Here is a 26742-nt window from a genome sequence, read left to right on the forward strand (position 1 = left end):
CGGTTTTGTTTACCGATCCGCCGTTGCATTCCCGCCGGAGCGCGAGACTAGGGGTGGGCATGCTCCTCTTCCGCGGTCAGGCAGTGCAAATGCCCGTGGCGCACGCCGCGCTGGGCAATCACCTCATCGGCGAAGTGCTGCACTTCGCCCATTTCCCCTTTCAGTACCGCAATCTCCAGGCAGTCATCGTGGCTGATGTGCACATGCAGCGTGGCGACGGAGAGATCGTGGTGATGGTGCTGGGTGGCAATCAGTCGGCTCGCCAGCTCGCGCTTCTCGTGCTCGTACACGTAGGAGAGCACCGCGTAGCCGCGCTGTTCGCTCTTTTGCGCGTGTTCATGCATCAGGGTATTGCGCAAAATATCGCGCACCGCTTCCGAGCGGTTGTTATAGCCCCGCTGCTCGCTGAGTGCATCAAGGGTGGCGAGAAGCTCATCATCAAGGGTCAGGGTTACGCGCTGCATGGCTGTTTCTCTTTGGTCAGGGAGGCTGGAAAAGCGGGAAGTACCGCGCGCTGTAGCGCCCGACCCGCGGTGGACTGAAGACGCAGCGGTGAGCTTATCTCCGTCGTTTCAACAATTTGCCCGCTCTCCATCACCATCACCCGCTGGCAAAAACGTTCGACCAGCCGCAGGTCGTGGGTGATAAACAGGCAGGCGGTAGAAAACTGAGCCTGCAGACGCTTGAGGAGGGCAACGATCTCCGCCTGCAGCACAAGATCCAGATTCGACACCGCCTCATCAAGGATCAGCAACTGCGGCCGCACCACCAGCGCCCGGGCCAGGCATACGCGCTGGAGCTGGCCGCCGCTGAGCTGCAGTGGGCGCTTGTGGAGCAGGTCAGCGCAAAGATCGACCGCCTGCAGCATCGCCTTCACCTGCGCCGTGCGCTCATCGCGGGAGTAGAGGAACAGGTGGCGCAGCGGTTCGCTGATAATCTCCAGCACCGTTTTACGCGGATTCACCGCGCTCAGCGGGTCCTGAAAAACCAGCTGGATATCGCGGCGAAAGGTGCGCAGAGCCTCGTCCTTCAGGGCCGTGAGCGGAGTATCGCGCCAGGCGATGACGCCGCAATCCGGCGATTCCAGCCCCACCAGCATCCGCGCAAGGGTGCTTTTGCCACAGCCGCTGCGCCCGAGCAGGGCCACCGTCTCCCCTGGCGCAATGCTGAGGTTGATCTGCTGCAGCACCGCCGGGTGATGCGGGTAATCGTGGCTGACGCCAGCGACGTTAAGTAAATTCACGCTCTGCTCTCCATTCCATACAGCGCCAGGTGCGCCGCCAGCAGCCGTCGGCTGACCGGATGCCGCGGGGCGCTGAACAGGGTTGCCACGTCGCAGCGCTCGACGATACGACCCTCGTCCATCACCGCGACCTCGTGCGCCAGCCGTGCCACCACGCCCATATCGTGGGTGATCAGCAGCAGGCCCTGGCCGCGGCTGGTGACGATCTCCTCCAGCAGGTCAAGAATGCGCGCCTGGGCGACGGCATCGAGGTCGGTGGTGGGCTCATCGGCAAAGATAAACGGCGCCTCGCTCAGCACGGCCAGGGCAATCATCATGCGCTGCAGCATGCCGCCGCTCATCTCGAAAGGGTAGCGCCTGAGCAGCTGGACGGGGTTCTCCAGCCCCACCGCCTGCAGGGCGGCGATAAATACGGCCTCATCCGGCGGCCGGCCGACGGCGCGGCAGGTTTCCCGGGCGTGAGCCGCCATGGTGTGCAGCGGGTTAAAGGCGCTGCGAGGATTCTGCATGATGGTGGCGACGGTGGCGCCGCGCAGCTGCCTGCCGTGGACCGGTATCCCGTCGAGCAGGATGCGCCCGGCGCTCTGCCTGACGCCGGGCGGCAGAACCTCAAGAGCCGCGGCGCAGGTCAGCGATTTTCCGCAGCCGCTGCTGCCGAGCAGCGCCAGCACTCGACCGCGCCGCAGCGTCAGCGACAGATCGTGGACCAGCGGCCGCTCGGCGTGGAGGGTGAACTGCTCGAGTTCGATCTTCTGTGGCATCAGTGGCTATGCTCCGCGATCAGGTGAGGATCGAGACGATCGCGCAGCGCGTCGCCCACCAGGTTAAAGGCCATCACGCTGATAAACAGCGCCAGGCCCGGCCACAGCATCTGCAGCGGCTGGGTCCAGATATACTGGCGCGCGTCGTTAATCATCACTCCCCACTCCGCGGTTGGCGCGCTGACGCCGAGGCCAAGGAACGACATTCCGGCAACGTGCAGCATCATATGACCGATATCGAGGGTGGCGAGCACCAGCAGCGACGGCACCACCGCGCCCGCCAGATGATCGACAAAGACGCGGATATGCCCCGCCCCGCAAAGCCGGGAGGCGAGCACAAACTCGCGCTGGCGTAGCGAAATCGTCAGGCTGCGCACCATCCGCGCGTACCATGCCCAGTGCGAAAGGGCGATGGCGATAATCACGTTAGTCAGCCCGGTACCCAGTACGCCCACCATGAAAAACGACAGGATAGAGGTCGGGAAGGTCATAAACATATCGGCAACCCGCATGGTGAGCTGATCGACCCGGCCGCCCATCAGCCCGGCGCAGCCGCCGATGACCAGCCCCAGCGTTAGCACCAGCAGCAGGCAGGCCAGCACCGCGCCGAGAGAAACCCGCGTGGCGGCCAGCAGGCGGGAAAAAATATCGCGTCCCAGGTGGTCGGTACCCAGCCAGTGCCGGGCGTCCGGCGAGAGCAGGCGTGACGGTAAATCAACGGCCTGCGGGTCGTAGGGCAGCCACCACTGGGCGGTGAGGGCGATCAGCACCAGCAGGATAATGGCGATCAGCGCCAGGCGAACCGGCCAGCGGGCAGATAGAAAAAGGTTCACAGGCGCGCTCCTTCATGGCGGCGAATACGCGGGTCCAGGGCGGCGTTGAGCAGGTCAACCGTCAGGTTGCAGAGCGCAAACACCACCACCATCACCAGCGTGAAGCACTGGATAACCGGATAGTCGCGGTTAAAGATGGCCGACACCGCGTAGCGCCCGATGCCCGGCCAGGCAAAGATGTTTTCGATAATCATCGTGCCGCCAATCAGCTCGGCAATATGCATCCCGATAGCGGTCACCACGGGCAGTGAGGCGTTGCGTAGAATATGGCGGCGTTCGGTTTGCCTGTCGCTCAGCCCGCGCAGCCGCGCCCAGGTGACGTGGCGCTGGCCGGCAACCTCCAGCATGCTGGCGCGCAGCAGGCGGGCGTTAATGGCCAGCGACATCAGGGCTATCGACGCCGCGGGCAGAATCAGGTGCCGCCAGCCGCCGTAGCCCAGCGCCGGCAGCCACTGCAAATAGACCGAAAAAAGCATCACCAGCAGGAAGGCGAGCCAGAAGTTGGGCATCGAGACGCCGAGAAAGGCGATCGCCCGCACGATGAAATCCGCCGGGCGGTCGCGATGGCGGGCGGCCCAAATCCCCAGCGGCACGGAGGTCAGCAGGATAATGACCAGCGCCGCGCCTGCCAGCTGCAGCGTGGCGGGCAGGAAGTGCATCACGTCGTCGAGCACCGGACGCTGGGTGGCGAAGGAGAGGCCAAAATCGAGATGCAGCGCCTTCCATAGCCAGCTGGCGTACTGGGCGACGAGCGGCTGGTCCAGCCCAAGCATCGCGCGCGTGGAGGCCACCATCTCCGGCGTCGGCGGAAGATTTGATAAGCGCAGATAGTCCAGCACCGGGTCGCCGGTGCCGAGACGCAGCATGAGAAAGATAATGACCGAGGCGGCGAAAATCATCGGCATCAGCAGCAGGATGCGCCGCAGTACGTAGCGCCGCATCAGGGCTGCTCCGGCCGGATCTGTTCGAACGGAATCTCAGCGGCGATGGCAGCGTAGGGGATCGTACCGAGCTCGGGTTTTGCCACCACCATCATCGAGACGTAGCTGATGGGCAGATAGACCGCATCGTTGTGCAGGCGGGTCAGGATGTCGCGATACAGCGCCTGGCGCTGGGTTTCGTCGGTGGTCGTCAGCACCTTGCCAATCTGCTGGTCGATAAGCGCCTTATCAGCTAACCCCTGCTGGGCCTGAAAGTCGGCGTGAGAGGGGACGCGCATTGAGCTCATAAAGGCGTGCGGATCGTACGGCGCGCCCCAGGTGCGGTTAAAAATCATGCCGAAGCGCCCGTCGCGCTGGCGGGCATAAATGCTGCTCTCTTCTTCGCCGTTCAGCACGACATCGACGCCAACCTGGCGCATATCGGCCTGCATAATTTCGGCCATGGATTTGCTCAGGGCGTCGGTGCCGATAAACGACATCTCGATGCGCAGCGGCTGGCCATTTTTCCGGCGGATCTGCTCGCCCGCGGGCTTCAGCCAGCCGGCTTTATCCAGCAGGGCGTTAGCCTGCTGCGGATCGTAGCGGCGCGGGGTCAGGCCGATATTGGCATAGGGGACCGAAGGGGCGAACAGCGTATCGGCGACCTGCTGGGTGCCGTACAGCGCGTTGTCGATCAGCGACTTTTTGTTGACCGCATAGTTGAGCGCTTCCCGCACCGCCAGCTCATTAGTGGGCGCTTTGGCAGAGTTAAGCGCCAGCATTACCGTTTCAACGGGCTGAGAAAGCTGGGTGCGCCAGGCCGGATTGTGGCTGAAACGCGCGAAGGTATCCAGCGGCAGCAGGCCCTCGTTGCCGTAGAGCAGATCGATATCGCCGGTTTCAAAGGCGACGGCGCGGGTCATCGGGTCCGGGATCACCTTCACGGTCACCTGATCAATCGCCGGTTTTTCGCCCCAATAGCGTGGGTTACGCACCAGCACGTCAAACTGGTTGAGCTTCGTGGTTTTCAGCACCCACGGCCCGGTACCGATGGGGGCCTTAATCCCGTGAACGGTGCCGCCGTCAACAAACTGTGACGGGGCGAGAAAGCGGAACGGACGCGGCAGCGCCAGCTCCTGCAGAAAAGGGTAGTAGGCGCTTTTCAGGGTGATTTGCAGCTGGGTATCGCTCAGCGCCCTGACATCGCTAATCTGATTGGTCAGCTCGAGCCAGGCGTGGCGCTGCCTGTTCGCCAGCACCGCCTGAAAATTGGCTACCGCCGCCTGGGCGTTAAACGGCTCGCCGTTAGAGAACTGCACGTCACTGCGCAGGGTAAACAGCCAGACCTTGCCGTCCGCGGAGTGGGTCCAGCGGCTCGCCAGCCACGGCTTGACGGAGCCATCCTGCTGATATTTGACCAGCGGCTCGTAGACCATGCTTTGGGCGAACATCTGGTTGGGCGTATAGAGGTGGGGATTCAGGGGGCCGACGTTTACCGGCCAGGCGGTGACCAGTTCACGCTCGGCGGCGCCGGTTAGCAGAGGCAGACAGAGGCAAACCGCCGTCAGAAGGGGGCGGAAGAGGGTGCAGAGGATCGACAAGGCGTTAATCTCAGTGAGTAGAAAAGTATGATGATTTTAATAATTCATCATACTTTAGGAGTAACTCAGATCAATCAATGGCCCAATAGTATAAGAAAATCATATAGACGCGGTGTCGTCAGGGGCGCCTGAAGAGATCCAGCAGCGCGGCGAGCTGTTCATCAATGGGGGCGACGTCGCGCTTAACGATCAGGTGCAGCGGTGTCGCGCGGCGGGCGCCGTGGCTCAGCGGCAGCGGCTTCAGCTCCCCCTGCGCGAGCCGTTGGCGAATGCGCTCTTCGGGCAGCCAGCCGAAACCGACCTGATACAGCACGGCGTCAATCGCGGCATCAATGGTGGAGAAGGTCCACGCGTCGCGGCCCGGCTGGCGTTCGTTGTGGCGATCGGCGATTTGCACCAGCGGCCAGCGGGCGAGGGCGCTATCGTCCAGCGGCCCGTCGAGGGCAGCCAGCGGATGGTCCCGGTGGGCCACTGCGATAAAATCGATGTTCATCAGCCACTCGCCGCGGCCGGTAATATCCTGGCGGCGGGTGAGTACCATCACGTCAGCCTCGCCGTGCGCCGCGCTCTCGTCGCCGACGTTTTCCAGCACCTCCGTCAGCCTGACCTGGGTTTGCGGGTAGCGCTGCTGGAACTGGCGCAGAATAGCAAACAGCCGCTGGCGAGGAAAAATGCTGTCGACCACCAGATCGAGCCTGCTGCGGGCACCGTTGCGCAGCGCAGCTGCGTGATTTTCAACGTAGTAAAAGGCCTGCAGCAGCGGCTTAACCTGGGCGAGCAGCAGCTCGCCCGCCGGCGTTAATACCGCCCGGCGCCCGGATGGCGTCAGCAGCGTCACCCCCAGCCTCTCCTGCAGCAGGGCGAGGTTGTAGCTGACCGACGACTGGCTACGATGGGTCTCCTCCGCGGCCCTGGCAAAGCTGCCCAGGGCGATAACCTTCTCCAGCAGAGCCCATTGTTCGAGCGTTGTCTTGTGCATAACTCATCTAAAAAATGGATGGATTCAATCCAAACATAGCGTTATTCATTCATTTTTTAAAGCAGTACGCTGGGCTCTAACAACAGAGGAGCAAGCACAATGAACGCTTTCGACAAACACGATTTGAGCGGTTTTATCGGCAAACATCTGGTTTATACCTACGATAACGGATGGAATTACGAAATTTACGTCAAAAATGGCCACACCCTGGACTATCGTATTCATAGCGGGATCGTCGGCAACCGGTGGGTGAAAGATCAGCAGGCCTTTATCGTACGGGTGGGCGCCAGCATCTATAAAATCTCGTGGACCGAACCAACCGGGACCGACGTCAGCCTGATCGTTAATCTCGGCGATCGGCTGTTTCACGGCACCATCTTCTTTCCGCGCTGGGTTATCAACGATCCGCAAAAAACCGTCTGCTTCCAGAATGAGCATATTCCGCTGATGGAGTCTTACCGCGCTGCCGGCCCGGCCTATCCGACGGAAGTGATTGATGAGTTTGCGACAATTACCTTCGTTCGCGACTGCGGCGCCGATAATGACGCTGTTATTAATTGTCCCGCTAATCAATTACCGGCTGATTTTCCTGCAAACTTGTAATATTCCGGAAATAATTTTGTGATCTACATTAGATTTTATCTTTAGCAGCGTCGAGTAAAGTTATATTTATTTTTTAACGGTTTAATGTTTGTTTACTTTACCCCCCCATGCTCCTGGCTTGCCCTAAGTCAGGAGCCGAATTCCGCCCTTAAAACAGCCATCATAGTTAATAAACTTACTTATAAAACAACTGTTTGAATTTCTGATCGCCAACTATATTAATTTCTTAATATTATCCTAAGCAACTCCGTCTAAATTAAATAACGTCAAATACCCTGCAATGAAAATGTAGCATTGAAAGAATTTCATTTTCATTTTGTTTAAGTCCGCTGGCGCAGGATATTTTTTTATACCGGCCTGAGTTTGTTCGGGCCATATACAGAGCAGGAAAATGATGAGCGAATTTTTGCCGTTTTCGCGCCCGTCAATGGGTGACGCAGAGCTGGCCGCGCTGCGTGAAGTTTTGCAATCAGGTTGGATCACCACCGGGCCGAAAAATCAGGCGCTGGAAGAGGCCTTCTGCACGCTGACCGGCAACCGTCACGCGGTGGCGGTCAGCTCGGCGACCGGCGGCATGCACGTGACGCTGATGGCGCTGGGCATCGGTGCTGGCGATGAGGTGATCACCCCTTCGCAGACCTGGGTCTCGACCCTGAACATGATCTGCCTGCTGGGCGCGACGCCGGTGATGATCGACGTCGATCGCGATAACCTGATGATTAGCGCTGACGCGGTTGAAGCGGCGATTACTCCCCGCACCAGGGCCATCGTTCCCGTGCATTACGCCGGCGCGCCGGCGGATATCGACGCGATTCGCGCCGTCGGCGAGCGCCACGGCATCGCGGTGATTGAAGATGCCGCCCACGCGGCGGGGACGTACTACAAGGGCCGTCACGTCGGCAGCCGCGGTACCGCAATCTTCTCTTTCCACGCCATTAAAAATATGACCTGCGCCGAAGGCGGGCTGGTCGTCACCGATGACGACCAGCTGGCTGCGCGTATCCGTAGTCTCAAATTCCACGGCCTTGGCGTTGACGCCTACGACCGCCAGACCCTCGGGCGCGCCCCGCAGGCGGAGGTGATCTCCCCGGGCTTCAAGTACAACCTCGCCGATATCAACGCCGCGCTGGCGCTGGTGCAGCTGGAGAAGCTGGCGCACGCCAACCAGCGTCGCGCCGACATTGCCCGCCGCTATCTGAGCGAGCTGGCGGATACCCCGTTCGCGCCGCTGCAGGTGCCGAGCTGGGAGCACCTGCACGCCTGGCACCTGTTTATCATTCGCGTCGATGAGGCCCTCTGCGGCATTAATCGCGATGCCTTAATGGAGCAGCTGAAAGCCATGGGGATCGGCACCGGCCTGCATTTCCGCGCGGCGCATACGCAAAAATATTACCGCGAGCGCTTCCCGACGCTGTCATTGCCGAACACGGAATGGAACAGCGCGCGCATTTGTTCACTTCCGCTGTTCCCGGATATGACCGATGACGACGTCACTCGCGTTATCTCCGCTCTGCACCAGCTGTCAGGACGTTAATATGTTTACTTATCCTCCCGTGAAGAAGGTCTCGGTGGTCATCCCTGTGTATAACGAGCAGGAGAGTTTGCCAGAGCTCATTCGCCGCACGGATACCGCCTGCGCCACCCTTGGGCGCGAATATGAAATCCTGCTGGTCGACGACGGCAGCAGCGATGACTCCGCCCTCATGCTGACTGCAGCGGCCGAAGCTGAAGGCAGCCACGTCGTGGCGGTGCTGCTGAACCGTAACTACGGCCAGCACTCGGCGATCATGGCGGGCTTTAGCCACGTCACCGGCGATCTGATTATTACCCTTGATGCCGATCTGCAAAACCCGCCGGAGGAGATCCCGCGGCTGGTCGAGAAAGCGGACGAGGGCTATGACGTGGTCGGAACCGTGCGTCAGAACCGCCAGGACACCTTCTTCCGCAAAGCCGCGTCGAAGACCATCAACCGCCTGATCCAGCGCACCACCGGTAAAGCGATGGGCGACTACGGCTGCATGCTGCGGGCCTATCGCCGCCATATCATCGACGCGATGCTCAACTGCCACGAGCGCAGTACGTTTATTCCGATCCTCGCGAATACCTTTGCCCGCCGGGCGGTGGAGATCCCGGTGATGCACGCCGAGCGCGAGTTCGGCGACTCCAAATACAGCTTTATGCGCCTGATTAACCTGATGTACGACCTGGTGACCTGCCTGACCACCACGCCGCTGCGCCTGCTCAGCGTTTTTGGCAGCGTGATCGCCCTGCTGGGCTTCGCCTTCTCGATCCTGCTGATTGTCCTGCGCCTGGTACTGGGCCCGCAGTGGGCGGCCGAAGGGGTGTTCGTGCTCTTTGCCGTGCTGTTTATGTTTATCGGCGCCCAGTTTGTCGGCATGGGCCTGCTTGGGGAGTATATCGGGCGCATCTATAACGATGTTCGCGCTCGTCCCCGCTACTTTATTCAACGTGTTGTTCGTCAGCCGGAAACGGCATCTCAAGAGGAAGATCGTTCATGAAAGCCGTAGTCTTCGCTTATCACGATATGGGTTGTGCAGGTATTCAGTCCCTGCTGGACGCCGGGTATGACATTGCCGCTATTTTCACCCATCCGGATAACCCCGGCGAAAACCATTTCTTTGGTTCGGTGGCGCGTCTCGCTGCGGAACAAGGTATCCCGGTGTGGGCGCCAGAAGATGTCAATCACCCGCTGTGGATTGAACGTATCCGCGACATGAAGCCGGACGTCCTGTTCTCCTTCTACTACCGCAATCTGCTGGGCGATGAGATCCTCAATCTTGCGCCGCAGGGCGCCTTTAACCTGCACGGTTCCCTGCTGCCGAAGTATCGCGGCCGCGCGCCGCTGAACTGGGTACTGGTCAACGGAGAGAGCGAAACGGGCGTCACCCTGCACCGCATGATCGGCCGCGCAGATGCCGGCGATATCGTCGCCCAGCAGACGGTGGCCATTGGGGCCGATGATGTGGCGCTGACCCTGCACTGCAGGCTGTGCACGGCGGCGTCCGAGCTGCTGGGCCAGGCGCTGCCGGCGATCCGTGAAGGCAAAATCGACGCCCGCGCCCAGGATGAGAGCCAGGCGACCTACGTTGGCCGCCGCACGCCGGAAGATGGCCGTCTTGACTGGGAGCTGCCCGCGCAGGCCCTGCATAACCTGGTCCGCGCCGTCTCCGATCCGTGGCCGGGCGCGTTCGGCTACACCGGCGCCAACAAATTTATCGTCTGGACATCTCGCGTCCGTCACGATCTGCCGGCAGCGAAGCCGGGGACGGTGATCTCCACCGCGCCGCTGGTGGTCGCCTGCCAGGACGGAGCGCTGGAAATCGTCACCGGCCAGACCGATCGCGGCGTCTATATTCAGGGCACGCAGCTGGCGCAGGCCCTGGGCCTGGTCTCCGGCGCGGTGCTGAGCAGCAAGCCGGTCGTGGCGATTAAGCGCCGTACCCGCGTGCTGATCCTCGGCGTTAACGGGTTTATCGGCAACCATCTGACCGAGCGCCTGCTGCAGGATGATAATTACGAAATCTACGGTCTGGATATCGGTTCTGATGCCATCAGCCGCTTCCTCGAGAATCCGCGCTTCCACTTCGTCGAAGGGGATATCAGCATTCACTCCGAATGGATTGAGTATCACATTAAGAAATGCGACGTGGTTCTGCCGCTGGTGGCGATTGCCACGCCTATCGAATATACCCGTAACCCGCTGCGCGTGTTCGAGCTGGACTTCGAAGAGAACCTGAAGATTATCCGCGACTGCGTCAAGTACGATAAGCGCATTATCTTCCCGTCGACCTCTGAAGTGTACGGCATGTGCACCGATAAAAACTTCGATGAAGACAGCTCGAACCTGGTGGTGGGGCCAATCAACAAGCAGCGCTGGATCTATTCCGTGTCGAAGCAGCTGCTCGACCGCGTTATCTGGGCCTACGGCGATAAAGCCGCGCTGCGCTTCACCCTGTTCCGTCCGTTTAACTGGATGGGACCGCGTCTGGATAACCTCAACGCCGCGCGTATTGGCAGCTCCCGCGCCATTACCCAGCTGATCCTCAACCTGGTTGAAGGCTCGCCGATTAAGCTTATCGAAGGCGGCAAGCAGAAGCGCTGCTTCACCGATATCAGCGACGGTATTGAAGCGCTGTTCCGCATTATCGAGAACAAAGACGGCCGCTGCGACGGGCAGATTATCAACATCGGTAACCCGGACAACGAAGCCAGTATTAAAGAGCTGGCGGAGATGCTGCTGGATTGCTTCGAGCGCCATCCGCTGCGCGGCAACTTCCCGCCGTTCGCCGGCTTCCGCGATGTTGAAAGCAGCGACTACTACGGTAAAGGTTATCAGGACGTCGAGCACCGCAAGCCGAGCATCCGCAACGCGAAGCGCTGCCTGAGCTGGACGCCGACGGTACCGATGGAAGAGACCGTCGAGCATACCCTCGACTTCTTCCTGCGCACCGTTGAGCTGGCGGATGATAAGACATCATGAAACAGGTCGGCTTACGCATAGATGTTGATACCTTTCGCGGCACGCGGGACGGGGTTCCGCGGCTGCTGACCCTTCTGGGCCAGCACGGGATTCAGGCGAGCTTCTTTTTTAGCGTTGGGCCGGACAATATGGGGCGCCATTTATGGCGCCTGATAAAACCTAAGTTTTTGTGGAAGATGCTGCGCTCAAAGGCGGCCTCGCTGTACGGCTGGGATATCCTGCTGGCCGGTACCGCCTGGCCCGGACGGCGCATCGGCGCGGGCAATGAAGAGGTGCTGCGCGCGACGGCACAGGCCCATGAGGTGGGCCTGCACGCCTGGGATCACTACAGCTGGCAGGCATGGAGCGGCGTCTGGCCGCAGGAGCGCCTGACCCTGGAGGTTGAGCGCGGGCTGCTGGAGCTGGAGCGGATTATTGGCCGCCCGGTGACCTGCTCCGCCGTCGCCGGCTGGCGCGCCGACCAGCGGGTTATCAAAGCCAAAGAGTCCTTCGATTTTCTCTACAACAGCGACTGCCGCGGCAGCCGCCCCTTCCGGCCGCAGCTCGGCAACGAAACGCTGGGTACCGTGCAGATCCCGGTAACGCTTCCCACCTGGGATGAGGTGGTCGGCAGCGCGGTGGATGCCGGCGGCTTTAACCGCTATCTGCTGGACTGCATTCATCGCGACGCGGGCGTCCCGGTCTATACCATTCATGCCGAAGTGGAAGGGATTGCGTTTGCGCAGCAGTTTGATGAGCTGCTGACCATGGCGGCGCAGGAAGAGATTCAGTTTTGCCCGCTGAGCCAGCTGCTGCCCGCTGATTTTAGCGAGCTGCCGGCGGGTAAGGTGGTCCGCGGTGAACTGGCCGGCCGGGAAGGCTGGCTTGGGCGTGAACAATTATTGAGTCAGGACGTATGAAAAGCATTCGTTATGGTATCTCCCTGCTGGCGCTCTTTGCCCTGTATTACATACTGCCGCTGAATTTTCGCCTGCTCTGGCAGCCTGACGAGACGCGCTACGCGGAGATTAGCCGCGAAATGTTGTCCTCCGGCGACTGGGTGGTGCCGCATTTCCTCGGGCTGCGTTACTTTGAAAAACCGATTGCCGGCTACTGGATTAACAGCATCGGGCAGTGGCTGTTTGGCCACAACAATTTTGGCGTTCGCTTTGGCGCGGTATTCTCTATCAGCGTGACCGCGCTGCTGGTGGCCTGGCTGGCATGGCGGATCTGGCGGGACAAGCGGGTGGCGATCCTCTCCGGCGTGATGTTCCTCACCGTGCTGCTGGTTTACGGTATCGGCACCTACGCGGTGCTGGACCCGATGATCACCATGTGGATAGCCCTCGCCATGTGCAGCTTCTGGGGCGCCGCTCAGGCGCAGACCCGGCGGGGAAAAATGGCCGGCTATCTCCTGCTGGGCGTGGCCTGCGGGATGGGGGTGATGACCAAAGGCTTCCTCGCGCTGGCGGTGCCGGTGGTGGGCGTACTGCCGTGGGTCATTGCGCGCAAACGCTGGCGTGAAGTGCTGACCTGGGGCTGGCTGTCGGTGGTCGCCTGCGTGCTGGTGGTGCTGCCGTGGGGGCTGGCTATTGCCCAGCGCGAGCCGGACTTCTGGCGCTACTTCTTCTGGGTAGAGCATATCCAGCGCTTTGCCGAGAAAGACGCCCAGCATAAGGCGCCGTTCTGGTACTACATTCCATTCCTGATTGCCGGAAGCCTGCCGTGGCTGGCGCTGCTGCCCGGGGCGCTGAAGCGCGGCTGGACCGAACGCGACGACGCCCGCGGCGCGCTGTACCTGCTGGGCTGGGTGGTGATGCCGCTGCTGTTCTTCAGCATCGCCAAGGGCAAGCTGCCGACCTATATCCTGCCGTGCTTTGGGCCGCTGGCGATCCTGATGGCCCGCTATGCGCTGAATGCGGCGAAAGCGGGGGCGAAGGTGCTGCGCATCAACGCGATGATCAACATCGGCTTCGGCCTGGTCGGCCTGCTGGCGGTACTGGCGGTCTCGCCGTGGAGCTTTATGCACCATCCGGTGTGGTCGAAGATTGAGCTGTATAAGTGCCTGCTGGCGGCCTTGATATTTGCGACCTGGGCGCTGGTGGGCTGGCTGACGATGAAGGACAGCGCCCGGCGCTGGCCGCTCGCCGCCTGCTGTCCGCTGGGGCTGGCGCTGTTGGTGGGTTTCGCCATCCCTGACCGGGTGATCGATAGCAAGCAGCCGCAGTTTATGATTGATATCGTCGGCGAGTCGCTGGCGCCAAGCCGCTACGTGCTGACCAATAACGTCGGTATTGCCGGCGGCCTGTCGTGGGAGCTCAGGCGTAGCGATATCATTCTGTTCGATAAGCAGGGTGAGCTAAAATACGGTCTCGACTGGCCGGATGCGCAGGGCCGCTTCGTCAGCGAGGGTGATTTTGTCAGCTGGCTGGCGACGCATCGTCAGCAGGGGCCGGTATCGCTGGTTCTGCTGATGGACAAAGGGGAGAGCATGAACGATCTGCCGCTACCAAAACCCGATAGCTCCTATGAGTTAGGGCGGGTTGTGTTTATCCAGTATCTGCCGCAATGAGTATCTGGATCTGCCTGGCGCTCGCCAGCCTGCTGAGCTGCGCCGGGCAGCTGTGCCAGAAACAGGCCACCCGCCCCTCCAAATCCGGTCGGCGCGGGCGGCATATTCTCGGCTGGCTGGGCCTGGCGCTGCTGGCGCTCGGCGGCGGCATGCTGCTGTGGCTGAGCGTGCTGCAGGCGATCCCGGTGAGCATTGCCTACCCGATGCTGAGCCTCAACTTCGTCTGGGTCACTCTCGCGGCGTGGGGCGTCTGGCACGAGCCGGTGGCGCGCCGCCACTGGGTGGGCGTCGGCTTGATTGTCGTGGGTATCGTCATTCTCGGGAGCAGCGTCTGATGGGCTTAATCTGGGCGCTGCTTAGCGTCGGGCTGGTCAGCGCCGCGCAGCTGCTGCTGCGCGGGGCGATGGTTGAGCTGCCGCCGCTCACCGACCTGGTCGCGTTTATCGGCCACCTTGTCCATCTCCAGGCCGGTACCTTCGGCCTGGCGCTGGGGCTGGGCGGCTACCTGCTGTCGATGGTGTGCTGGTACTTTGCGCTGCACCGCCTGCCGCTCGCCAAAGCCTATGCCCTGCTGAGCCTGAGCTACATTGTGGTGTGGGCCGCCGCTATCTGGCTGCCCGGCTGGCACGAGGCTTTCCGCTGGCGCTCGCTGCTGGGGGTGCTGATTATCGTCGCCGGCGTGCTGACCATCTTCTGGCCGCTGAAGCGCAAAGCCTGACTTAGCCCGCCCGTTCGACCTTGAGCTCGAACGGCGTCGGCGTGCACACCGCGAGGCTGAGGTCGCCAAGCTGAAGCTGGCTGACCGACAGCCGGGAGCGGAGGGTGCTGTCAACGCTGGCGATCTGCCAGGCGCTGCCGCCGCGCTGCTTAACGATCGCCTCTTTGCACGTCCAGATGCGCCAGAACGCGGCCAGCTGCATTTCCGGCCGTTTGGCCTCCAGCTGGGCGTGCTCGCCGGAGCTAAATACCGCATTGGCGATCCGACGCCAGTTTTCACGCGGGCGAATGACTTCAATATCGCAGCCCACTTCGCCCTCGTCGCTGAGCAGCAGCGCAATATCGTCGCCGCTGTGGCTGAGGTTAAACCACAGCGGCGTCCCGTCAGCAAATCCCGGCTTGCCCTGTTCGGCGTAGATAATCTCGGGCAGCGGCGTCACCGCCTGGGAGAGCAGCGCGCGGCCAGCCAACCAGCCGTCGCGGCGCGCGCCCTGCGGCGCAAGGGCGCAGAGCGCCAACGGCAGCGCCTGCGCGCGTAAGGTCGAAATTTTCCCCAGCAAAAGCCGATACATATCAAGACCAACGCTTAATGATGATGGACGTATTGATGCCGCCAAAGGCGAAGTTATTGCTCTGCAGATACTCGCAGTCAATCCTGCGCGCTTCACCCATGATGTAATCGAGCTCGCCGCACTGGGGGTCCGGCTGACTCAGGTTGAGCGTCGGGGCGAACCAGCCTTCGCGCATCATCTGCAGGCTCATCCAGGCTTCCAGCGCCCCGCAGGCGCCCAGCGTATGGCCAAAATAGCTTTTCAAGGACGAGATCGGCACGCGGTTGCCGAAGAGGGCTGCGCTGGCCCGGCTTTCGGCAATATCGCCGCGATCGGTCGCCGTACCGTGGGCCGAGATATAGCCGATATCTTCGGCGCGTAAACCGGCCATGCTGAGCGCCTGCGCCATGCAAATTTGCATCGTTTCCTGCTGCGGCTGGGTGATATGCGCGGCGTCGCAGTTAGTGGCAAAACCGACGATTTCGCCGTAGATCGTCGCGCCGCGCGCTTTGGCGTGCTCCAGCTCTTCGAGGATCAGCGTACCGGCGCCTTCGCCAATCACCAGGCCATCGCGACGCGCGTCGAACGGCGACGGGGTGGTTTTCGGCTCATCGTTGCGCTGGCTGGTGGCGAACAGGGTATCAAAGATCGCCGCTTCGGACGGACAGAGCTCTTCGGCGCCGCCGGCCACCATCACCGTTTGATAGCCATGGCGAATAGCTTCCCAGGCGTAGCCGATGGCCTGGCTGCCGGAGGTGCAGGCGCTGGAGGTGGGAATAACCCGCCCGCGCAGGCCGAAGAAGAGCCCGGTGTTGACCGCGGTGGTGTGCGGCATCATCTGCACGTAGGTGGTGCCGGTAATGTTGTTGGTATGCTTTTCCGTCAGCATGGTGGCAAACTCGCTCACCGGGCCGGTGCTGCCGGTCGAAGAGCCGTAGGCAATACCGGTTTCGCCGTTCGTCAGCACCGCTTCGCCAATCAGGCCGGCCTGCTCCAGCGCCAGCTCGCTGGCGCGGGTGGACATCAGCGATACCCGGCCCATGGCGCGAATACGCTTGCGGGTATAGTGCTCCGGCAGGGTGAAATCGTCGATCGGCGCGCCAAGCAGGGTGTGCAGGCCGTCGTAGATTTGCCATTCCGGCATCTTGCGCACGGCGTTCTCGTAAGCGAGCAGCCTGGTGGAAACGTCCTGCCAGTTTTCCCCAAAGGCGGTGACGCCGCCCATCCCTGTGATCACGACACGACGTGTCATAGCATACCTCCATTGATGGAAATAACCTGGCGGGTGACGTAACCCGCAATGTCGGACATTAAATAGCTGGCCAGCCCGGCCACTTCTTCTGCCTGGCCCATACGCTTCATCGGGATCATTGCCATCGCCTCTTTCTGCGCGGCCTCTTCCATCTCGATCATCCCGGTATCAATCAGCCCCGGCGCAATGCAGTTGACGGTGATTTTGCGTTTCGCCAGCTCGATAGCCAGCGCTTTGGTGGCGCCGATAATACCCGCCTTCGCCGCGCTGTAGTTGACCTGACCGCGGTTGCCCATCACCCCGGAAACGGACGACAGGGTAATAATCCGCCCGCCCTGACGGGCGCCGATCATCGGCATAATGCACGGCTGAATGACGTTGTAAAAGCTGTCGAGATTGGTGTGGATGACGCAATCCCAGTCGTCGTCGCTGAGCGCCGGGAAGGCACCATCGCGGGCGATCCCGGCGTTGCTTACCACGCCGTACCACGGGCCGTGGGCGGCGATCTCCTGCTCCAGTACCTCGCGGCACTGCTCGCGGTTGGCAACGTCAAAGCTCAGCACCCGTCCGGCGCCGCCGGCGGTCTGCAGGGTCTCGAGGGTCTTCCGCGCGCCCTCGGCGTCGCGATGGTAATGAACGCCGACGGTAAAACCGTCCGCCGCCAGCTGGCAGGCGACGGCGCGGCCGATACCCTTGCTGGCACCGGTCACTAATACTGAGCGACTCATGGTTTCTCTCCCTGATTAAAAAGCGTCGTTAACTCTTCGGCGGTGGGCTGGAAGGTATTCACCCGGCCGGTTGCCAGCGCCTCATCTCCGGCGCTGATGGCGCACTCGAAGCTGCCAAAACGCGCGTCCTGCATGAGCAGGCTGACGCTGATGGTCAGCGTCCGGCCGGCGGGCAGAACCCCTGCGGCGCAGATAAGCTCCCTGGCGCCAAGCACCATGCCGAGCGCAATAGTGCTTTGCCCCTGCCGGCGGCGATGCCAGCCTGACCAGACGCCGACGGTCTGCGCCATCAGCTCCAGCGCAAACCAGCCGGGAAGGTTATCGTCGGCGTCAAGAAACGGCGCCAGCACGCCGCCGCCGGTTACGGCAACGCGGCACGCGGCGGTTTCGTCAGTGACCTCCAGCACCTCTTCCAGCAGCAGCATCGGCGCGTCGTGCGGCAGGTAGTCGCCGGGCGATAAATAGTGGTTCATAAAACTCTCCCGAGCAGAATGCTGGCGTTATTGCCGCCGAAGGCGAACGAGTTGGACAGGATCGTCGGCCGGGCGAGCGGCTGCGCTTTATCGATAATGCCGCAGGCGGGCAGCGCCGGGTCGCGCGGCGAAAGGCTGAAATCCTGGGCGGGCAGCGGCAGGCTGCGCTGGAGGATCAGCATGGCGATCGCCGCTTCGGTGATCCCCGCCGCGCCCAGCGTATGGCCGGTCAAATGCTTGGTGGAGCTGCACGGCACCTGCTCGCCAAACAGCGCGCTCACCACCTGCGACTCAACCTGGTCGTTAAGCGGCGTCGCGGTGCCGTGGAGGTTGATGTAGCCCACCGCCTCGGCTGAGAGACCGGCATCGTCGAGCGCCTGGCGAATGGCGCGGATGGCCCCTTGGCCCTGCGGATGAGGGGCCGAAATATGGTGCGCGTCGCTGGACTCGCCCACCCCGAGCAGGGCGATGGGCTGCGGCTCGCGGGTCAGCAGCATCAGCGCCGCGCCTTCGCCGATCGTAATTCCGCTCCGGTCGCGGCCGAAGGGCTGGCACAGCGTCGGGGAGAGGGACTCCAGGCTGTGGAAGCCGTTCACCGGCATCCGGCTGAGGGAGTCGGCGCCGCCAACGATCGCCACGTCCGCGAGGCCGGCCTCGATCAGCCGCCGTCCGCTGATTATCGCGCGGGCGCTGGAGGAGCAGGCGGTGGAGAGGGTAAAGGCCGGGCCGTCGAGCTCCAGCCAGTGGCTGAGAAAGCGCGACGGGTCGCCCAGCTCCTGCTGTGGGTAGCGCCAGTCCGCGCTCGCCTTCGCGTTGAGCGTGAAGTCTACGTGCCTGTCGCCCTCATCGAGCCCGGAGGTGCTGGTACCGAGCACCACCGCCACGCGATCGCGGCCGTAGCGGGCGATAGCGTCGTCAACCTGCGGCTGAATCTGCGCCAGCGCCGCCAGCAGCAGCTGATTGTTACGCGAGCGGTGGGCGGCAAACGCGTCGCCGATGACGGGCAGCTCGCCGTCAACGCCGCCGAGCACCGCCTGCGGTTGCCCCTGCAGCCAGCCGGCGCGCGGGCGCATACCGGGGGCGATGCCGCGCGTCAGGTTGCAGGCTATCTCGTCGAGGCTGTTGCCCAGCGCGTTGATCATGCCGACAGCGGAAATGTAGATCATCTCAGTCACCCAAATATTGAATGGTGATGTGGTAGCCGAAGGCCCGCTGCTGAATGCTGATGGGCTCGCGGCGGCCTTTGCGGTTCAGGTAGGTGATTTCCGTCACCAGCCTGCCGCGGGCGTTGCGCAGCTCGCGCCTGTCGCCGGCGTCGGTCAGCGTCCAGCCTTTCGGCAACTGCGGCTGCCAGGCCGCTATCGGCCAGTGGCTGAGCATCACGTCGGCCAGCACCTGGCTGGCTGGCGGCATCTGCGGCACCACGATCGACTGTTCGGTATGCACGCCTTTTTCATCATAGGTGACGAGGAACAGGCGAATGCCCACCGATGAGAGCCCGGCCAGCGTCACCCTGTGCGCATCGGCGTTGAGCATCACCAGCAGCGACTGGGTCTGGCCGTTAAAGCTGCCGGTCAGCAGCTGTTGTGAGCTGAGCGTCGGCGAGATGCCCGGCGCCGGGAGCGTCACGCGGGTGCCCGGCTCCAGCCACGCCTGCGGGCGGCCCCGCTGCGCCTTCTGCGAATGGCCGCAGCCGGCAAGGACTAAGGTGGCAATCAGCGCGAGGGCGCGGCCGAATCTAAACGTCATCATCGTCTCTTTTTCCCTTTTTTGCCGGGCATCGCCAGGGGCGATAGCAGGAAGGCGGTGAAAATCCCGCTGACCAGCACGATGCCAAAGCTGGCGATCGCCTGAGTTGAGCTAAATACCAGCATGCCGAGGGTCAGCAGCGTGGTCATCATGGCCAGGGTAACGGCCAGCAGCGAGGTCAGCGGCGTGCCGCGCGGGTTGCTGAAGAACAGCGTGTAGTTGATGCCAATCCCCAGCACCAGCACCAGCGCCAGCAGCGAGAACAGATTGAGCGAGTGGCCGCTGAGGGAGAGCGCCGCGAGGCCGCAGCCTAATGAGAGCACCGAAGGCACGAGGCTGATAAGCCCTTTACGCCAGCCGAGGCGCAGAACCGCCCCGCAGGCGATGGTGGCCAGGGCGATACCCAGCAGTCCGGTGAGCAAATGGCGATAGAGGGCGAAGAGCTCGTCGAAGGTGCTTTTCCTGTCGACCCACGCCACGCCGCTATATTTTGCGCCGAGAGCCTTCAGCGCCGGGCTTTCATTCACGCCGTCAACCGGCACCAGCACGCCGCTCTCGCCGTTCTGCAGGGTTATCCATAGCAGGCGCCAGCCTTCGCTGGCCGGGCTGGCAAGCCAGGCGTCCACGGTGACCGGCATGGGATTGAGATCCGGATTGATGGCCTGCAGCCCGGCGCTTTGCAGCACGCGGCTCACCGCCGGGGAGGCCGCTTTCAGCAGCGTCAGATCCTGGCTCTGACGGGCCAGCGAGTTCAGCGGGATCGTTCGGTAGCCGTTAAGCTGACCCTGATTTTTCGCCTGTTCCAGCGCGGGCACAAAGGCTTCTAGCCGCTCCAGCGTTTGCTGCGGCGTCCGCCCGTAGACCACGAACCACTTCTGATCGACGCCCTGGCCGGTTAAGGCCGCGATCGTCTTTTCCTGCGCCAGAAGAGGCTGCGGCAGCGCCTGCAGCTGTGAAATATCGTCATCGACGCGCAGGGTGGCTACCCCCGCCAGCGAGAACAGCGCCAGGGCGACCGGCAGGCCGATGGCGAGCTTTTTATTGCGTCGCCATGCCGCCAGCCAGCGCAGCATTAGGACCATCGCCGGCACCGGACGCACCGGCAGGCCGCGGGAGAGCAGCGGATGCCAGAAAATGACCGTCAGGCAGGAGGCGCTGAGCCCGGCGGCGGCGAATACCGACATCTGGCGAATGCCGGGGAAAGGCGCGAGCATCATGATCAGATAGGCTACGACGACCGTCAGCAGCGCCAGCAGCAGCGCGTTGCGTACCTTGGCGAGGCTTTGCCACGGCGTGACCTCGCCGCCGTGCACCATCCGCTCGGTCAGGTAGTAGAGCGTGTAGTCGGCGGAAATACCGATAATGCTCATGCTCATTACCAGCGTCATCAGGTGCAGCTCGCCGAACAGCAGCAGCGTGGCGACGGTGCCCGCCAGCGCGCCGATGCCGATGGAGATCAGGCTCAGGATCAGCGGACGCAGCGAGCGAAAGACCGCGACGATGAGCAGAATAACGCCGAGGATGGTGGCCACGCCGAGGGTTGAGATATCTCGTTTTGCCTGCTGGCTGGCGTAGTCGCTGTAAAATACCGTGCCGCGCGAGAGCAGCTGAGCCTGCGGATAGCGGGCCTTGAGCTCGGCTTCCAGGGCGGAGAGGGTGGTCACAAGATGATGCGTTTGCTGCATATCAAACGACGAACCCGCCAGCTCGCCGTGCAGCAGATACCACTGGTTGCCCTGCTTATCCTCGGTCACCAGCCAGCCATCCTTCAGCTGCATACGCTGGCCGTTTTTCGCCATCGCCAGCTGCGAGCCGCGCATCAGCATCAGAGGGTCATTTTGCAGCTCTTTGCCGCTGACGCCGGAGAAGGCGGAGTAGAGCTGAGAGAGGATCCACTGCGCCTGGGCTTCGCCGCCGTTTTGCAGGCGGACGCGGGTGGCATCGTCAATCAGTCCGTTGCGGTGCTGCCAGAAAAAAGTGCCCCAGGCCTGCTGGCTGGCGGCGTCCATCGGGCCCTTCACCGTCGCCAGCGCGTGGGCGTTCTGCAGCAGCCTGAGCCACTCGTGGGCCACCTGCGGGTCGGCCTGCTTGCCGGGGCTGACCAGCCACACCAGCTGCCGGTCAAGGCGCTGCATAAAGCCCTCATTGAGGCTCGGAGGAACGGTGCCAAGCGCCTGTTTCGGCAGCATTGCCAGCACGCTGCTGTTCATCCGCGACTGCGGCAGCAGCGTCAGCAGCACGCCCAGCATCACCAGGCAGGTGAGCCCCCACAGCAGCGCGAAGCTTCTGCGGTTACTGTGCAGCAAATCGTTGGCGTTCGTCATCGGTCAGTTGCGCTGGCGTAAGTTGATGTTGAGAAAGGGTGATATCGGTGCGGTCGCCCTGCTTATCGTTTAGCTGAATGCGTTCCAGGTAGGCCTGTCCGCCGAGATCGATGGTGGCGAAGATTTTATCCAGCGGCGTGGCTATCGGCGTCAGGCGCAGCGTCCAGCGGCCTGCGCCCGCATCGTTGAATTCAACGCGGAAGTTCTGCTCCAGCACCCGGCGATCGGCCTGGAACAGCGCCCGCAGCAGATGGTTGAACTGGAACATCTGCGGATTGCTGTCGGCGGTGATGACCTGCGGCGGCTGGCCGTTAATCGCCTGCACCATTCGCCTGTCGTCGAGCAGCAGCTGCATCGGGAACGGCCGGGTTTGATCCCATAGCAGGCCCTTATCGCGGGCGATCAGCATCGTTCCCTGGGATCGCAGCGGCTGCGGCAGATCCTTGATAGTGCGGGTTTGATCGAAGTGGGCGCGGATAACCGGCTGCTCGGTGAAGCGCTGCTGCAGATCGTCGAGCGTCAGCGCGCTGACCAGCGGGCAGACGAGCAGCGCCAGCAGGGGCCAGAGTTTCATGGCGTGACCCCCATGCGTTCAAACAGAATATCCGGGCTGACGAAGCTCATTTCCCGGCTTTTCTCCTCTACCGCGACCTGAATGGTGTAGCCGGTGGTGGTCCGTTTTCCGCTGGCCGCGTCGACTATCTCATAGCCAATGCGCAGCCGGTTCTCATACTCTTCGAGGCGGGCGCGCACGCGAAAGCGCTGTTCAAAGGTCAGCACGTCGCGGTACTTAACGCGGGTGTCGACGACCGGCCACAGGTAGCCGGACTCCTTCATCTGCCGGTAGCCGTAGTTGAACTGATTGAGCAGCGCCTCGCGGGCGATCTCGAAGTAGCGGAAGTAGTTGCCGTGCCACACAACACCCATCATATCGACGTCGTGAAACGGGACGGTCAGCTCTACTTCGGCAGTAAAACGGGGATCGTTAAGCACCCTTTACTCCTTCTCTTTGGCGTCTGGCAACTGCCAGAAATCGAAAAAATTAAACCAGTCCAGCGGCGAGCGCAGGGCGTAGTGCTCGAGGCGGCTGGCGTAGCGATCGACCGCGTTTTGGATCGCCTCCTCGCGCCCGGCCCGTGGCAGGAGCAGCGGGTCGGCGAACGGTTCACAGTGAATGTGCAGCTTGTTCTGCTGGCGGAGGGCGAAGATAAGCTGCACCGGGCAGCGCAGAACCGATGCCAGAATAAAGGGTCCCTGCGGAAACGGCGCGGGCTGGCCCATAAACGGGCTCCAGCAGACGCGCCACGTGCCGCCGCGCTGGGGCGTCACCGCGATGCGGTCGCCGACGATCGCAATCCATTCTCCGCGCTCCAGCTTCTCTTTCAGCAGGATGGCGGTATCCGGACCGATATCGGTGACCGGTATCAGGTTCAGCCCGGCCTGCGGCGCCATCTCCTGCATGATTTGCTTAAAGCGGCGGGCGTTGTCGCTAAACACCAGCGCATTGATGGTTTTGCTGCCCTGCAGCTGCGCCAGCGCCCGGCAGGCTTCGACGTCGCCAAGATGAGAGGCCAGCAGCAGCTTGCCGCCGGGGGCGCTGCTGTGCAGCGTTTCCTCAGCGCCGGGCGCAAAAACCACATCGCGATCGAAGCGGAGCTCGCCGCGCCAGCCGGCGATTTTATCGAGCATCGCATGGCCAAAGCGCAGAAAGTGGCGGTAGCTGTTCAGCGCAGGCAGCGGCTGCTGCCGGGCGCTAAGCTGCGCCCGCACGCAGGAGAGCCAGCCCCGGGAGGCCCGGCGGGCACGGTGCGCGCTGAGCCAGTAGACCGCAACCACCGGATAGAGCAGCAGCGAAAACGCTTTGCGCCCCAGCAGACGCCACACCAGCAGCATCAGGCGCATGCCCCACAGTCCTTTGACCTCCTCCTGCTGCGCCCAGTGTACGGGGGAGCGGCGCAGCAGCAGGGAGGGAATGCGCGGCAGCATGCCGAGGAACAGGCGGGTGTGCATCCAGGAGATGCGGCAGTTGTCCTTAAAGGCGTCAAAATGAGAGAGCCCGTCCGGCGGATAGGTGACGCGCGTCGGCACAAAATAGCTGGGGTTGCCCTGCCAGTAGAGTCGGACCATTACTTCGGTATCAAAATCCATGCGCTGGCCGAGGGCGACGCGCTGCGCCAGGCGCAGCGTTGGCGCTATCGGGTAAATGCGAAACCCGCACATGCTGTCTTTCAGCTGCAGCGATAGCGTTTCGATCCACACCCAAACGTGCGTTATCCAGCGTCCGTACAGGCGCGAGCGGGGAATGGAGTCGTCGTAAATCGGCTGGCCGGAAACCAGCGCCGCCGGATGGCTGCGGGCCAGCTCGAGCAGCTGCGGAATATCTTCGATGGCGTGCTGGCCGTCGGCGTCGACCTGTACGGCGTGGCTATAGCCGGCTTCGGCGGCGGCCTGCAGCCCGCGGATCACCGCCACCCCTTTGCCGGCATTCTCGGCCAGCCGAATCAGCGTGAGGTTCGGCTCCCGCGCCGCCAGCTCGCTCAGCTGTAGGCGCGTCTCCTCGCTGCTGCCGTCGTCTACCACAATGCAGGGCAGGTCGAACGGCTGCAGCCGGGCCAGCACGCGCGCCATCATTGCCCCATGGTTGTAGCAGGGGATCACCACGCAGGGGCGGAAGGTTAGCGACACAGGCGAATCTTCCCGCTGCTGGCGGTATGGCGCACGTCGCCGTCGTGGCGCTGATAGCTAAAGGTCAGTATCTGGCGCGCTTCCTGCCAGCTCAGGGTCAGCGTGACGGTGGTCTCCGGCAGCAGCGGCGCCTGGAATTTGACGTTCTGAATGCTGTGAAAGCGCCAGCCCGGCGCCAGCAGCGTGGTGGCGTAGTGCATCACCCAGTCCAGCTGCGCGACGCCGGGCAGCAGCGGCTGTATGGCAAAATGGCCGCCGAACCAGAAGAGATTAGGGTCGAGGTGCAGGACGATTTCAACCTGCTGCGGCTGTGCCTGATGGCGCTCTATTTCATGGGGTATCATGAAAAAAATTCCTGTAGTTGCGCATAGACACGCTTGTTCATACTGTTGACCGGGATATCGTCAATCACGCGCCAGTAGCGGGGGATCGCCACCGCTTCCAGCGTCGGGCGCAGCGCCTGGCGCCACTGCTGCTCAAGAGTTTTACCCTCGTGCTGCCAGCGCTGACGGGTCTGCGCATCCAGCACCAGCAGCGCGCCAATCCCCTGGCGATCGCCGCGGGTGACCGGCAGAGCCACCGCTTCGCGGATCCCCGGCAGGTTCAGGAGCCTGAGCTCTATTTCGCTCAGCGAAATCCGCTTCTCTTCAATTTTGACCACCCGCCCACGCCGTCCGGTCAGGCGAAACTGGCCGTTAGCGGTAAATTCCAGGGTATCGTCGATTAACAGCCCGTCTTCGTCGGCGATAAGCGGTGAAAACAGGCGAAAAGTTTCCCCCTGCTGCTGCAGCCTGATGCCGGCAAAGGGCTGCCAGGCCGCTTCTTCCTGGCGCCGCGAACGCCAGGCGATCACCCCGGTTTCGGTGCTGCCGTAAATTTCGTCCGTCCAGACCTTCAGCCAGGCCGCCGCCCGGGCGACATCTTCCGCGGGAAGCTGGCCGCCGGCGGAGAGGATGAGCTCTACCGGCGGCGGCGTCAGATGGGGATCGAGGCGTTTCAAAAACGCCGGGCTGCTGATAAACGCATAGCGGTGCTGCTGGCTAAGGGCGCTGAGCTGCTCGGCGTAAAAGAGCATCGCCGCGTGGAGCGGCAGGCCGAGGGCCATCGGCAGAAAGATGCGAAAGGTGAGCCCGTAGAGGTGCTGAGGCACCACCGAGGCGACGATGCAGCAGCCCTCGAGGCGGGTGGCGAAGCGCGAGGCCAGCAGCCCGGCCTCGCGGTCAAGATGGGCGATCGGTTTGATAACCCGCTTTGGCTTCCCGGTTGAGCCTGAGGTAAATAGCTCTACGCAGGCGTCGCCGGCGATGCGGCAAAACGCACCGGGTTCCGCCATCGCGCGCCGCGCGCTGCCGATGACCAGCGAGGGGCCGTGCCAGTCGAGGGGCCTGTCGCTGAGGACGCCGTCAAACAGCGCCCGCTGCTCGTTCAGCAGCGAGCTGCGGCTATGTCCAGGGATCACCGGGATTTTATGCGCGTGCAGCGTCGCCAGCAGCGCGACGAGAAACAGATAGCTGTCCTCAAAGCACAGCGCCCAGCGTTCGGTGTCGTGCTGTTGCAGCCGTTCGATCCACTGCGCCACGTCGTAGCGCAAATGGCCGAGGGTCCAGGTTTGCTCATCCAGCCAGGCGATCGGCGTGTCCGACGGGCGCGAAGCGTCCAGCCAGCGTGCCAGGGAGAGAGGCGCTATCATGACGATTCTCGCTTTATCATCCGCCGGCGCACCAGCCACTCTGCGGCCATCAGCGTGCCGATCAGCAGATAGGCAATCATGCCGTTCCACGCCGTCCATAGCGCCATATCGCCATACAGCGCGGTAAAGAGCGCCATGCTGCCGTTAAGAATAAAGAGGCCGCACCAGATTTGCGTCACCTGACGGGTGTAGCGTACTCCGGCCGCGGAAAGCTGCGGGTCGCGCAGGCGCGCCAGCCGTTCAACAACCGGCATCGCGGACCACAGCGAGCCGCCGAAAACGGCGAGCATGACGGTGTTGACCACCAGCGGATAAAACAGCAGTAGCTGATGCGTTTTCAGCAGGTAGCTGGCGGTACAGAGTGTCATACCCGCCAGCGCCACCAGCCGGGTGACGGCGTGCAGCGGTCCCGCCTGTCGCCGGGTCTGGCGAAAGCGTAACAGCAGAATCAGCGCCATCAAGGGAAGCAGCCAGGGCAGGCTGTTGTTCGCGAGGCCCAGCCAGATTAAAAATGGCCAGGCCAGCAGGAGCAGGCTCGTTAGCAGCTGTATACCCTTAGATGAAGGGGCTTCCGACATGCG

At 62.5% G+C, this 26742-nt stretch carries 28 protein-coding genes; 8 read left to right on the forward strand and 20 right to left on the reverse strand.

Annotated elements, in window-relative coordinates; genetic code table 11:
- Window positions 1-47: 47 nt before the first annotated feature.
- The 7 genes from nikR to GVK32_RS01120 form a co-directional block, all read right to left on the reverse strand.
- Window positions 48-464, reverse strand: coding sequence for a nickel-responsive transcriptional regulator NikR (gene nikR, locus GVK32_RS01090; protein WP_128876965.1), 417 nt, complete (start codon window positions 462-464; stop codon window positions 48-50).
- A complete protein-coding gene (nikE, locus tag GVK32_RS01095; protein WP_159864308.1) occupies window positions 452-1243 on the reverse strand; it encodes a nickel import ATP-binding protein NikE in 792 nt (263 codons plus the stop codon). The genes nikR and nikE overlap by 13 nt, the downstream gene beginning before the upstream one ends.
- The gene (gene nikD, locus GVK32_RS01100) at window positions 1240-2004 is read right to left on the reverse strand and encodes a nickel import ATP-binding protein NikD (protein ID WP_159864311.1); all 765 of its coding nucleotides are present in this window, start codon (window positions 2002-2004) and stop codon (window positions 1240-1242) included. The genes nikE and nikD overlap by 4 nt, the downstream gene beginning before the upstream one ends.
- Window positions 2004-2837, reverse strand: coding sequence for a nickel ABC transporter permease subunit NikC (gene nikC, locus GVK32_RS01105; RefSeq protein WP_159864314.1), 834 nt, complete (start codon window positions 2835-2837; stop codon window positions 2004-2006). The genes nikD and nikC overlap by 1 nt, the downstream gene beginning before the upstream one ends.
- Window positions 2834-3778, reverse strand: a complete 945-nt coding sequence (nikB, locus tag GVK32_RS01110) for a nickel ABC transporter permease subunit NikB (protein ID WP_159864317.1) — start codon at window positions 3776-3778, stop codon at window positions 2834-2836. Before nikB ends, nikC begins: the two co-directional genes overlap by 4 nt.
- Complete coding sequence (nikA, locus tag GVK32_RS01115) at window positions 3778-5352, reverse strand: nickel ABC transporter substrate-binding protein (RefSeq protein WP_159864522.1); 1575 nt, start codon at window positions 5350-5352, stop codon at window positions 3778-3780. The genes nikB and nikA overlap by 1 nt, the downstream gene beginning before the upstream one ends.
- A gap of 124 nt (window positions 5353-5476) precedes the next feature.
- Complete coding sequence (locus GVK32_RS01120; protein ID WP_159864320.1) at window positions 5477-6337, reverse strand: LysR family transcriptional regulator; 861 nt, start codon at window positions 6335-6337, stop codon at window positions 5477-5479.
- Between the two features lie 99 nt (window positions 6338-6436).
- Between GVK32_RS01120 and GVK32_RS01125 the strand changes: the two genes are divergently transcribed.
- The 8 genes from GVK32_RS01125 (at window position 6437) to arnF (ending at window position 14710) form a co-directional block, all read left to right on the forward strand.
- Entirely contained in the window at window positions 6437-6940 is a 504-nt protein-coding gene (locus GVK32_RS01125) for a phenolic acid decarboxylase (RefSeq protein WP_123709675.1), read from the forward strand.
- Between the two features lie 394 nt (window positions 6941-7334).
- Complete coding sequence (gene arnB, locus GVK32_RS01130) at window positions 7335-8474, forward strand: UDP-4-amino-4-deoxy-L-arabinose aminotransferase (protein ID WP_159864323.1); 1140 nt, start codon at window positions 7335-7337, stop codon at window positions 8472-8474.
- A 1-nt stretch (window position 8475) separates the two neighbouring features.
- Window positions 8476-9459 carry an undecaprenyl-phosphate 4-deoxy-4-formamido-L-arabinose transferase gene (gene arnC / locus GVK32_RS01135; protein ID WP_076946192.1) on the forward strand — a complete coding sequence of 328 codons (984 nt, stop codon included), beginning with the start codon at window positions 8476-8478 and terminating at the stop codon, window positions 9457-9459.
- Window positions 9456-11441, forward strand: a complete 1986-nt coding sequence (arnA, locus tag GVK32_RS01140) for a bifunctional UDP-4-amino-4-deoxy-L-arabinose formyltransferase/UDP-glucuronic acid oxidase ArnA (protein ID WP_159864326.1) — start codon at window positions 9456-9458, stop codon at window positions 11439-11441. The genes arnC and arnA overlap by 4 nt, the downstream gene beginning before the upstream one ends.
- On the forward strand, window positions 11438-12340 hold the full coding sequence (gene arnD, locus GVK32_RS01145; protein ID WP_159864329.1) for a 4-deoxy-4-formamido-L-arabinose-phosphoundecaprenol deformylase: 903 nt from the start codon (window positions 11438-11440) through the stop codon (window positions 12338-12340). Before arnA ends, arnD begins: the two co-directional genes overlap by 4 nt.
- Entirely contained in the window at window positions 12337-13992 is a 1656-nt protein-coding gene (gene arnT / locus GVK32_RS01150) for a lipid IV(A) 4-amino-4-deoxy-L-arabinosyltransferase (protein WP_159864332.1), read from the forward strand. The genes arnD and arnT overlap by 4 nt, the downstream gene beginning before the upstream one ends.
- A complete protein-coding gene (arnE, locus tag GVK32_RS01155) occupies window positions 13989-14327 on the forward strand; it encodes a 4-amino-4-deoxy-L-arabinose-phosphoundecaprenol flippase subunit ArnE (protein WP_045853970.1) in 339 nt (112 codons plus the stop codon). Before arnT ends, arnE begins: the two co-directional genes overlap by 4 nt.
- Window positions 14327-14710 carry a 4-amino-4-deoxy-L-arabinose-phosphoundecaprenol flippase subunit ArnF gene (arnF, locus tag GVK32_RS01160; RefSeq protein WP_159864335.1) on the forward strand — a complete coding sequence of 128 codons (384 nt, stop codon included), beginning with the start codon at window positions 14327-14329 and terminating at the stop codon, window positions 14708-14710. The genes arnE and arnF overlap by 1 nt, the downstream gene beginning before the upstream one ends.
- A 1-nt stretch (window position 14711) precedes the next feature.
- On the opposite strand, the gene acpT is transcribed toward arnF, so the two are convergent.
- From acpT to GVK32_RS01225, 13 genes are read right to left on the reverse strand one after another with little or no spacing between them, the layout of a single operon-like run.
- A complete protein-coding gene (acpT, locus tag GVK32_RS01165) occupies window positions 14712-15281 on the reverse strand; it encodes a 4'-phosphopantetheinyl transferase AcpT (RefSeq protein ID WP_159864338.1) in 570 nt (189 codons plus the stop codon).
- A gap of 1 nt (window position 15282) precedes the next feature.
- Window positions 15283-16512 (reverse strand): beta-ketoacyl-ACP synthase, encoded by a 1230-nt coding sequence (locus GVK32_RS01170; RefSeq protein WP_159864341.1) that lies wholly within the window; start codon window positions 16510-16512, stop codon window positions 15283-15285.
- Entirely contained in the window at window positions 16509-17240 is a 732-nt protein-coding gene (locus GVK32_RS01175; protein ID WP_159864344.1) for a 3-ketoacyl-ACP reductase FabG2, read from the reverse strand. Before GVK32_RS01175 ends, GVK32_RS01170 begins: the two co-directional genes overlap by 4 nt.
- Window positions 17237-17713, reverse strand: a complete 477-nt coding sequence (locus tag GVK32_RS01180; RefSeq protein WP_159864347.1) for a 3-hydroxy-fatty acyl-ACP dehydratase — start codon at window positions 17711-17713, stop codon at window positions 17237-17239. The genes GVK32_RS01175 and GVK32_RS01180 overlap by 4 nt, the downstream gene beginning before the upstream one ends.
- Window positions 17710-18879, reverse strand: a complete 1170-nt coding sequence (locus GVK32_RS01185; RefSeq protein ID WP_159864350.1) for a beta-ketoacyl-[acyl-carrier-protein] synthase family protein — start codon at window positions 18877-18879, stop codon at window positions 17710-17712. Before GVK32_RS01185 ends, GVK32_RS01180 begins: the two co-directional genes overlap by 4 nt.
- Window position 18880: 1 nt before the next feature.
- Complete coding sequence (locus GVK32_RS01190) at window positions 18881-19465, reverse strand: DUF3261 domain-containing protein (RefSeq protein WP_159864353.1); 585 nt, start codon at window positions 19463-19465, stop codon at window positions 18881-18883.
- Complete coding sequence (locus GVK32_RS01195; protein ID WP_159864356.1) at window positions 19462-21786, reverse strand: MMPL family transporter; 2325 nt, start codon at window positions 21784-21786, stop codon at window positions 19462-19464. The genes GVK32_RS01190 and GVK32_RS01195 overlap by 4 nt, the downstream gene beginning before the upstream one ends.
- Window positions 21755-22360: an outer membrane lipoprotein carrier protein LolA gene (locus GVK32_RS01200; protein ID WP_159864359.1), complete on the reverse strand. Its 606-nt coding sequence runs from the start codon at window positions 22358-22360 to the stop codon at window positions 21755-21757. The genes GVK32_RS01195 and GVK32_RS01200 overlap by 32 nt, the downstream gene beginning before the upstream one ends.
- Complete coding sequence (locus tag GVK32_RS01205; RefSeq protein WP_041143075.1) at window positions 22357-22779, reverse strand: thioesterase family protein; 423 nt, start codon at window positions 22777-22779, stop codon at window positions 22357-22359. Before GVK32_RS01205 ends, GVK32_RS01200 begins: the two co-directional genes overlap by 4 nt.
- Before the next feature lie 3 nt (window positions 22780-22782).
- Window positions 22783-24471: a glycosyltransferase gene (locus GVK32_RS01210; RefSeq protein WP_159864362.1), complete on the reverse strand. Its 1689-nt coding sequence runs from the start codon at window positions 24469-24471 to the stop codon at window positions 22783-22785.
- Window positions 24462-24815, reverse strand: coding sequence for a 3-hydroxyacyl-ACP dehydratase FabZ family protein (locus GVK32_RS01215; RefSeq protein ID WP_159864365.1), 354 nt, complete (start codon window positions 24813-24815; stop codon window positions 24462-24464). Before GVK32_RS01215 ends, GVK32_RS01210 begins: the two co-directional genes overlap by 10 nt.
- The gene (locus tag GVK32_RS01220) at window positions 24812-26161 is read right to left on the reverse strand and encodes an AMP-binding protein (protein WP_159864368.1); all 1350 of its coding nucleotides are present in this window, start codon (window positions 26159-26161) and stop codon (window positions 24812-24814) included. Before GVK32_RS01220 ends, GVK32_RS01215 begins: the two co-directional genes overlap by 4 nt.
- On the reverse strand, window positions 26158-26739 hold the full coding sequence (locus GVK32_RS01225) for a hypothetical protein (RefSeq protein ID WP_159864371.1): 582 nt from the start codon (window positions 26737-26739) through the stop codon (window positions 26158-26160). Before GVK32_RS01225 ends, GVK32_RS01220 begins: the two co-directional genes overlap by 4 nt.
- Window positions 26740-26742: the final 3 nt, after the last annotated feature.

The sequence above is a fragment of the Klebsiella sp. 18074 genome, from assembly GCF_902705905.1.
In the GTDB taxonomy this organism is placed as follows: domain Bacteria; phylum Pseudomonadota; class Gammaproteobacteria; order Enterobacterales; family Enterobacteriaceae; genus Klebsiella; species Klebsiella terrigena.

Excerpts from the sequence above, each read along its gene's own strand:
- acpT (WP_159864338.1), bottom strand. The coding sequence starts at position 15,281 with ATGTATCGGCTTTTGCTGGGGAAAATTTCGACCTTACGCGCGCAGGCG.
- GVK32_RS01180 (WP_159864347.1), bottom strand. The coding sequence starts at position 17,713 with ATGAACCACTATTTATCGCCCGGCGACTACCTGCCGCACGACGCGCCG.
- GVK32_RS01170 (WP_159864341.1), bottom strand. The coding sequence starts at position 16,512 with ATGACACGTCGTGTCGTGATCACAGGGATGGGCGGCGTCACCGCCTTT.
- GVK32_RS01220 (WP_159864368.1), bottom strand. The coding sequence starts at position 26,161 with ATGATAGCGCCTCTCTCCCTGGCACGCTGGCTGGACGCTTCGCGCCCG.
- nikD (WP_159864311.1), bottom strand. The coding sequence starts at position 2,004 with ATGCCACAGAAGATCGAACTCGAGCAGTTCACCCTCCACGCCGAGCGG.
- arnT (WP_159864332.1), top strand. The coding sequence starts at position 12,337 with ATGAAAAGCATTCGTTATGGTATCTCCCTGCTGGCGCTCTTTGCCCTG.
- arnA (WP_159864326.1), top strand. The coding sequence starts at position 9,456 with ATGAAAGCCGTAGTCTTCGCTTATCACGATATGGGTTGTGCAGGTATT.
- GVK32_RS01190 (WP_159864353.1), bottom strand. The coding sequence starts at position 19,465 with ATGATGACGTTTAGATTCGGCCGCGCCCTCGCGCTGATTGCCACCTTA.
- GVK32_RS01195 (WP_159864356.1), bottom strand. The coding sequence starts at position 21,786 with ATGACGAACGCCAACGATTTGCTGCACAGTAACCGCAGAAGCTTCGCG.
- nikR (WP_128876965.1), bottom strand. The coding sequence starts at position 464 with ATGCAGCGCGTAACCCTGACCCTTGATGATGAGCTTCTCGCCACCCTT.
- GVK32_RS01120 (WP_159864320.1), bottom strand. The coding sequence starts at position 6,337 with ATGCACAAGACAACGCTCGAACAATGGGCTCTGCTGGAGAAGGTTATC.
- arnD (WP_159864329.1), top strand. The coding sequence starts at position 11,438 with ATGAAACAGGTCGGCTTACGCATAGATGTTGATACCTTTCGCGGCACG.
- arnB (WP_159864323.1), top strand. The coding sequence starts at position 7,335 with ATGAGCGAATTTTTGCCGTTTTCGCGCCCGTCAATGGGTGACGCAGAG.
- arnF (WP_159864335.1), top strand. The coding sequence starts at position 14,327 with ATGGGCTTAATCTGGGCGCTGCTTAGCGTCGGGCTGGTCAGCGCCGCG.
- GVK32_RS01200 (WP_159864359.1), bottom strand. The coding sequence starts at position 22,360 with ATGAAACTCTGGCCCCTGCTGGCGCTGCTCGTCTGCCCGCTGGTCAGC.
- arnE (WP_045853970.1), top strand. The coding sequence starts at position 13,989 with ATGAGTATCTGGATCTGCCTGGCGCTCGCCAGCCTGCTGAGCTGCGCC.
- arnC (WP_076946192.1), top strand. The coding sequence starts at position 8,476 with ATGTTTACTTATCCTCCCGTGAAGAAGGTCTCGGTGGTCATCCCTGTG.
- GVK32_RS01125 (WP_123709675.1), top strand. The coding sequence starts at position 6,437 with ATGAACGCTTTCGACAAACACGATTTGAGCGGTTTTATCGGCAAACAT.
- GVK32_RS01175 (WP_159864344.1), bottom strand. The coding sequence starts at position 17,240 with ATGAGTCGCTCAGTATTAGTGACCGGTGCCAGCAAGGGTATCGGCCGC.
- GVK32_RS01185 (WP_159864350.1), bottom strand. The coding sequence starts at position 18,879 with ATGATCTACATTTCCGCTGTCGGCATGATCAACGCGCTGGGCAACAGC.
- GVK32_RS01225 (WP_159864371.1), bottom strand. The coding sequence starts at position 26,739 with ATGTCGGAAGCCCCTTCATCTAAGGGTATACAGCTGCTAACGAGCCTG.
- nikB (WP_159864317.1), bottom strand. The coding sequence starts at position 3,778 with ATGCGGCGCTACGTACTGCGGCGCATCCTGCTGCTGATGCCGATGATT.
- GVK32_RS01215 (WP_159864365.1), bottom strand. The coding sequence starts at position 24,815 with ATGATACCCCATGAAATAGAGCGCCATCAGGCACAGCCGCAGCAGGTT.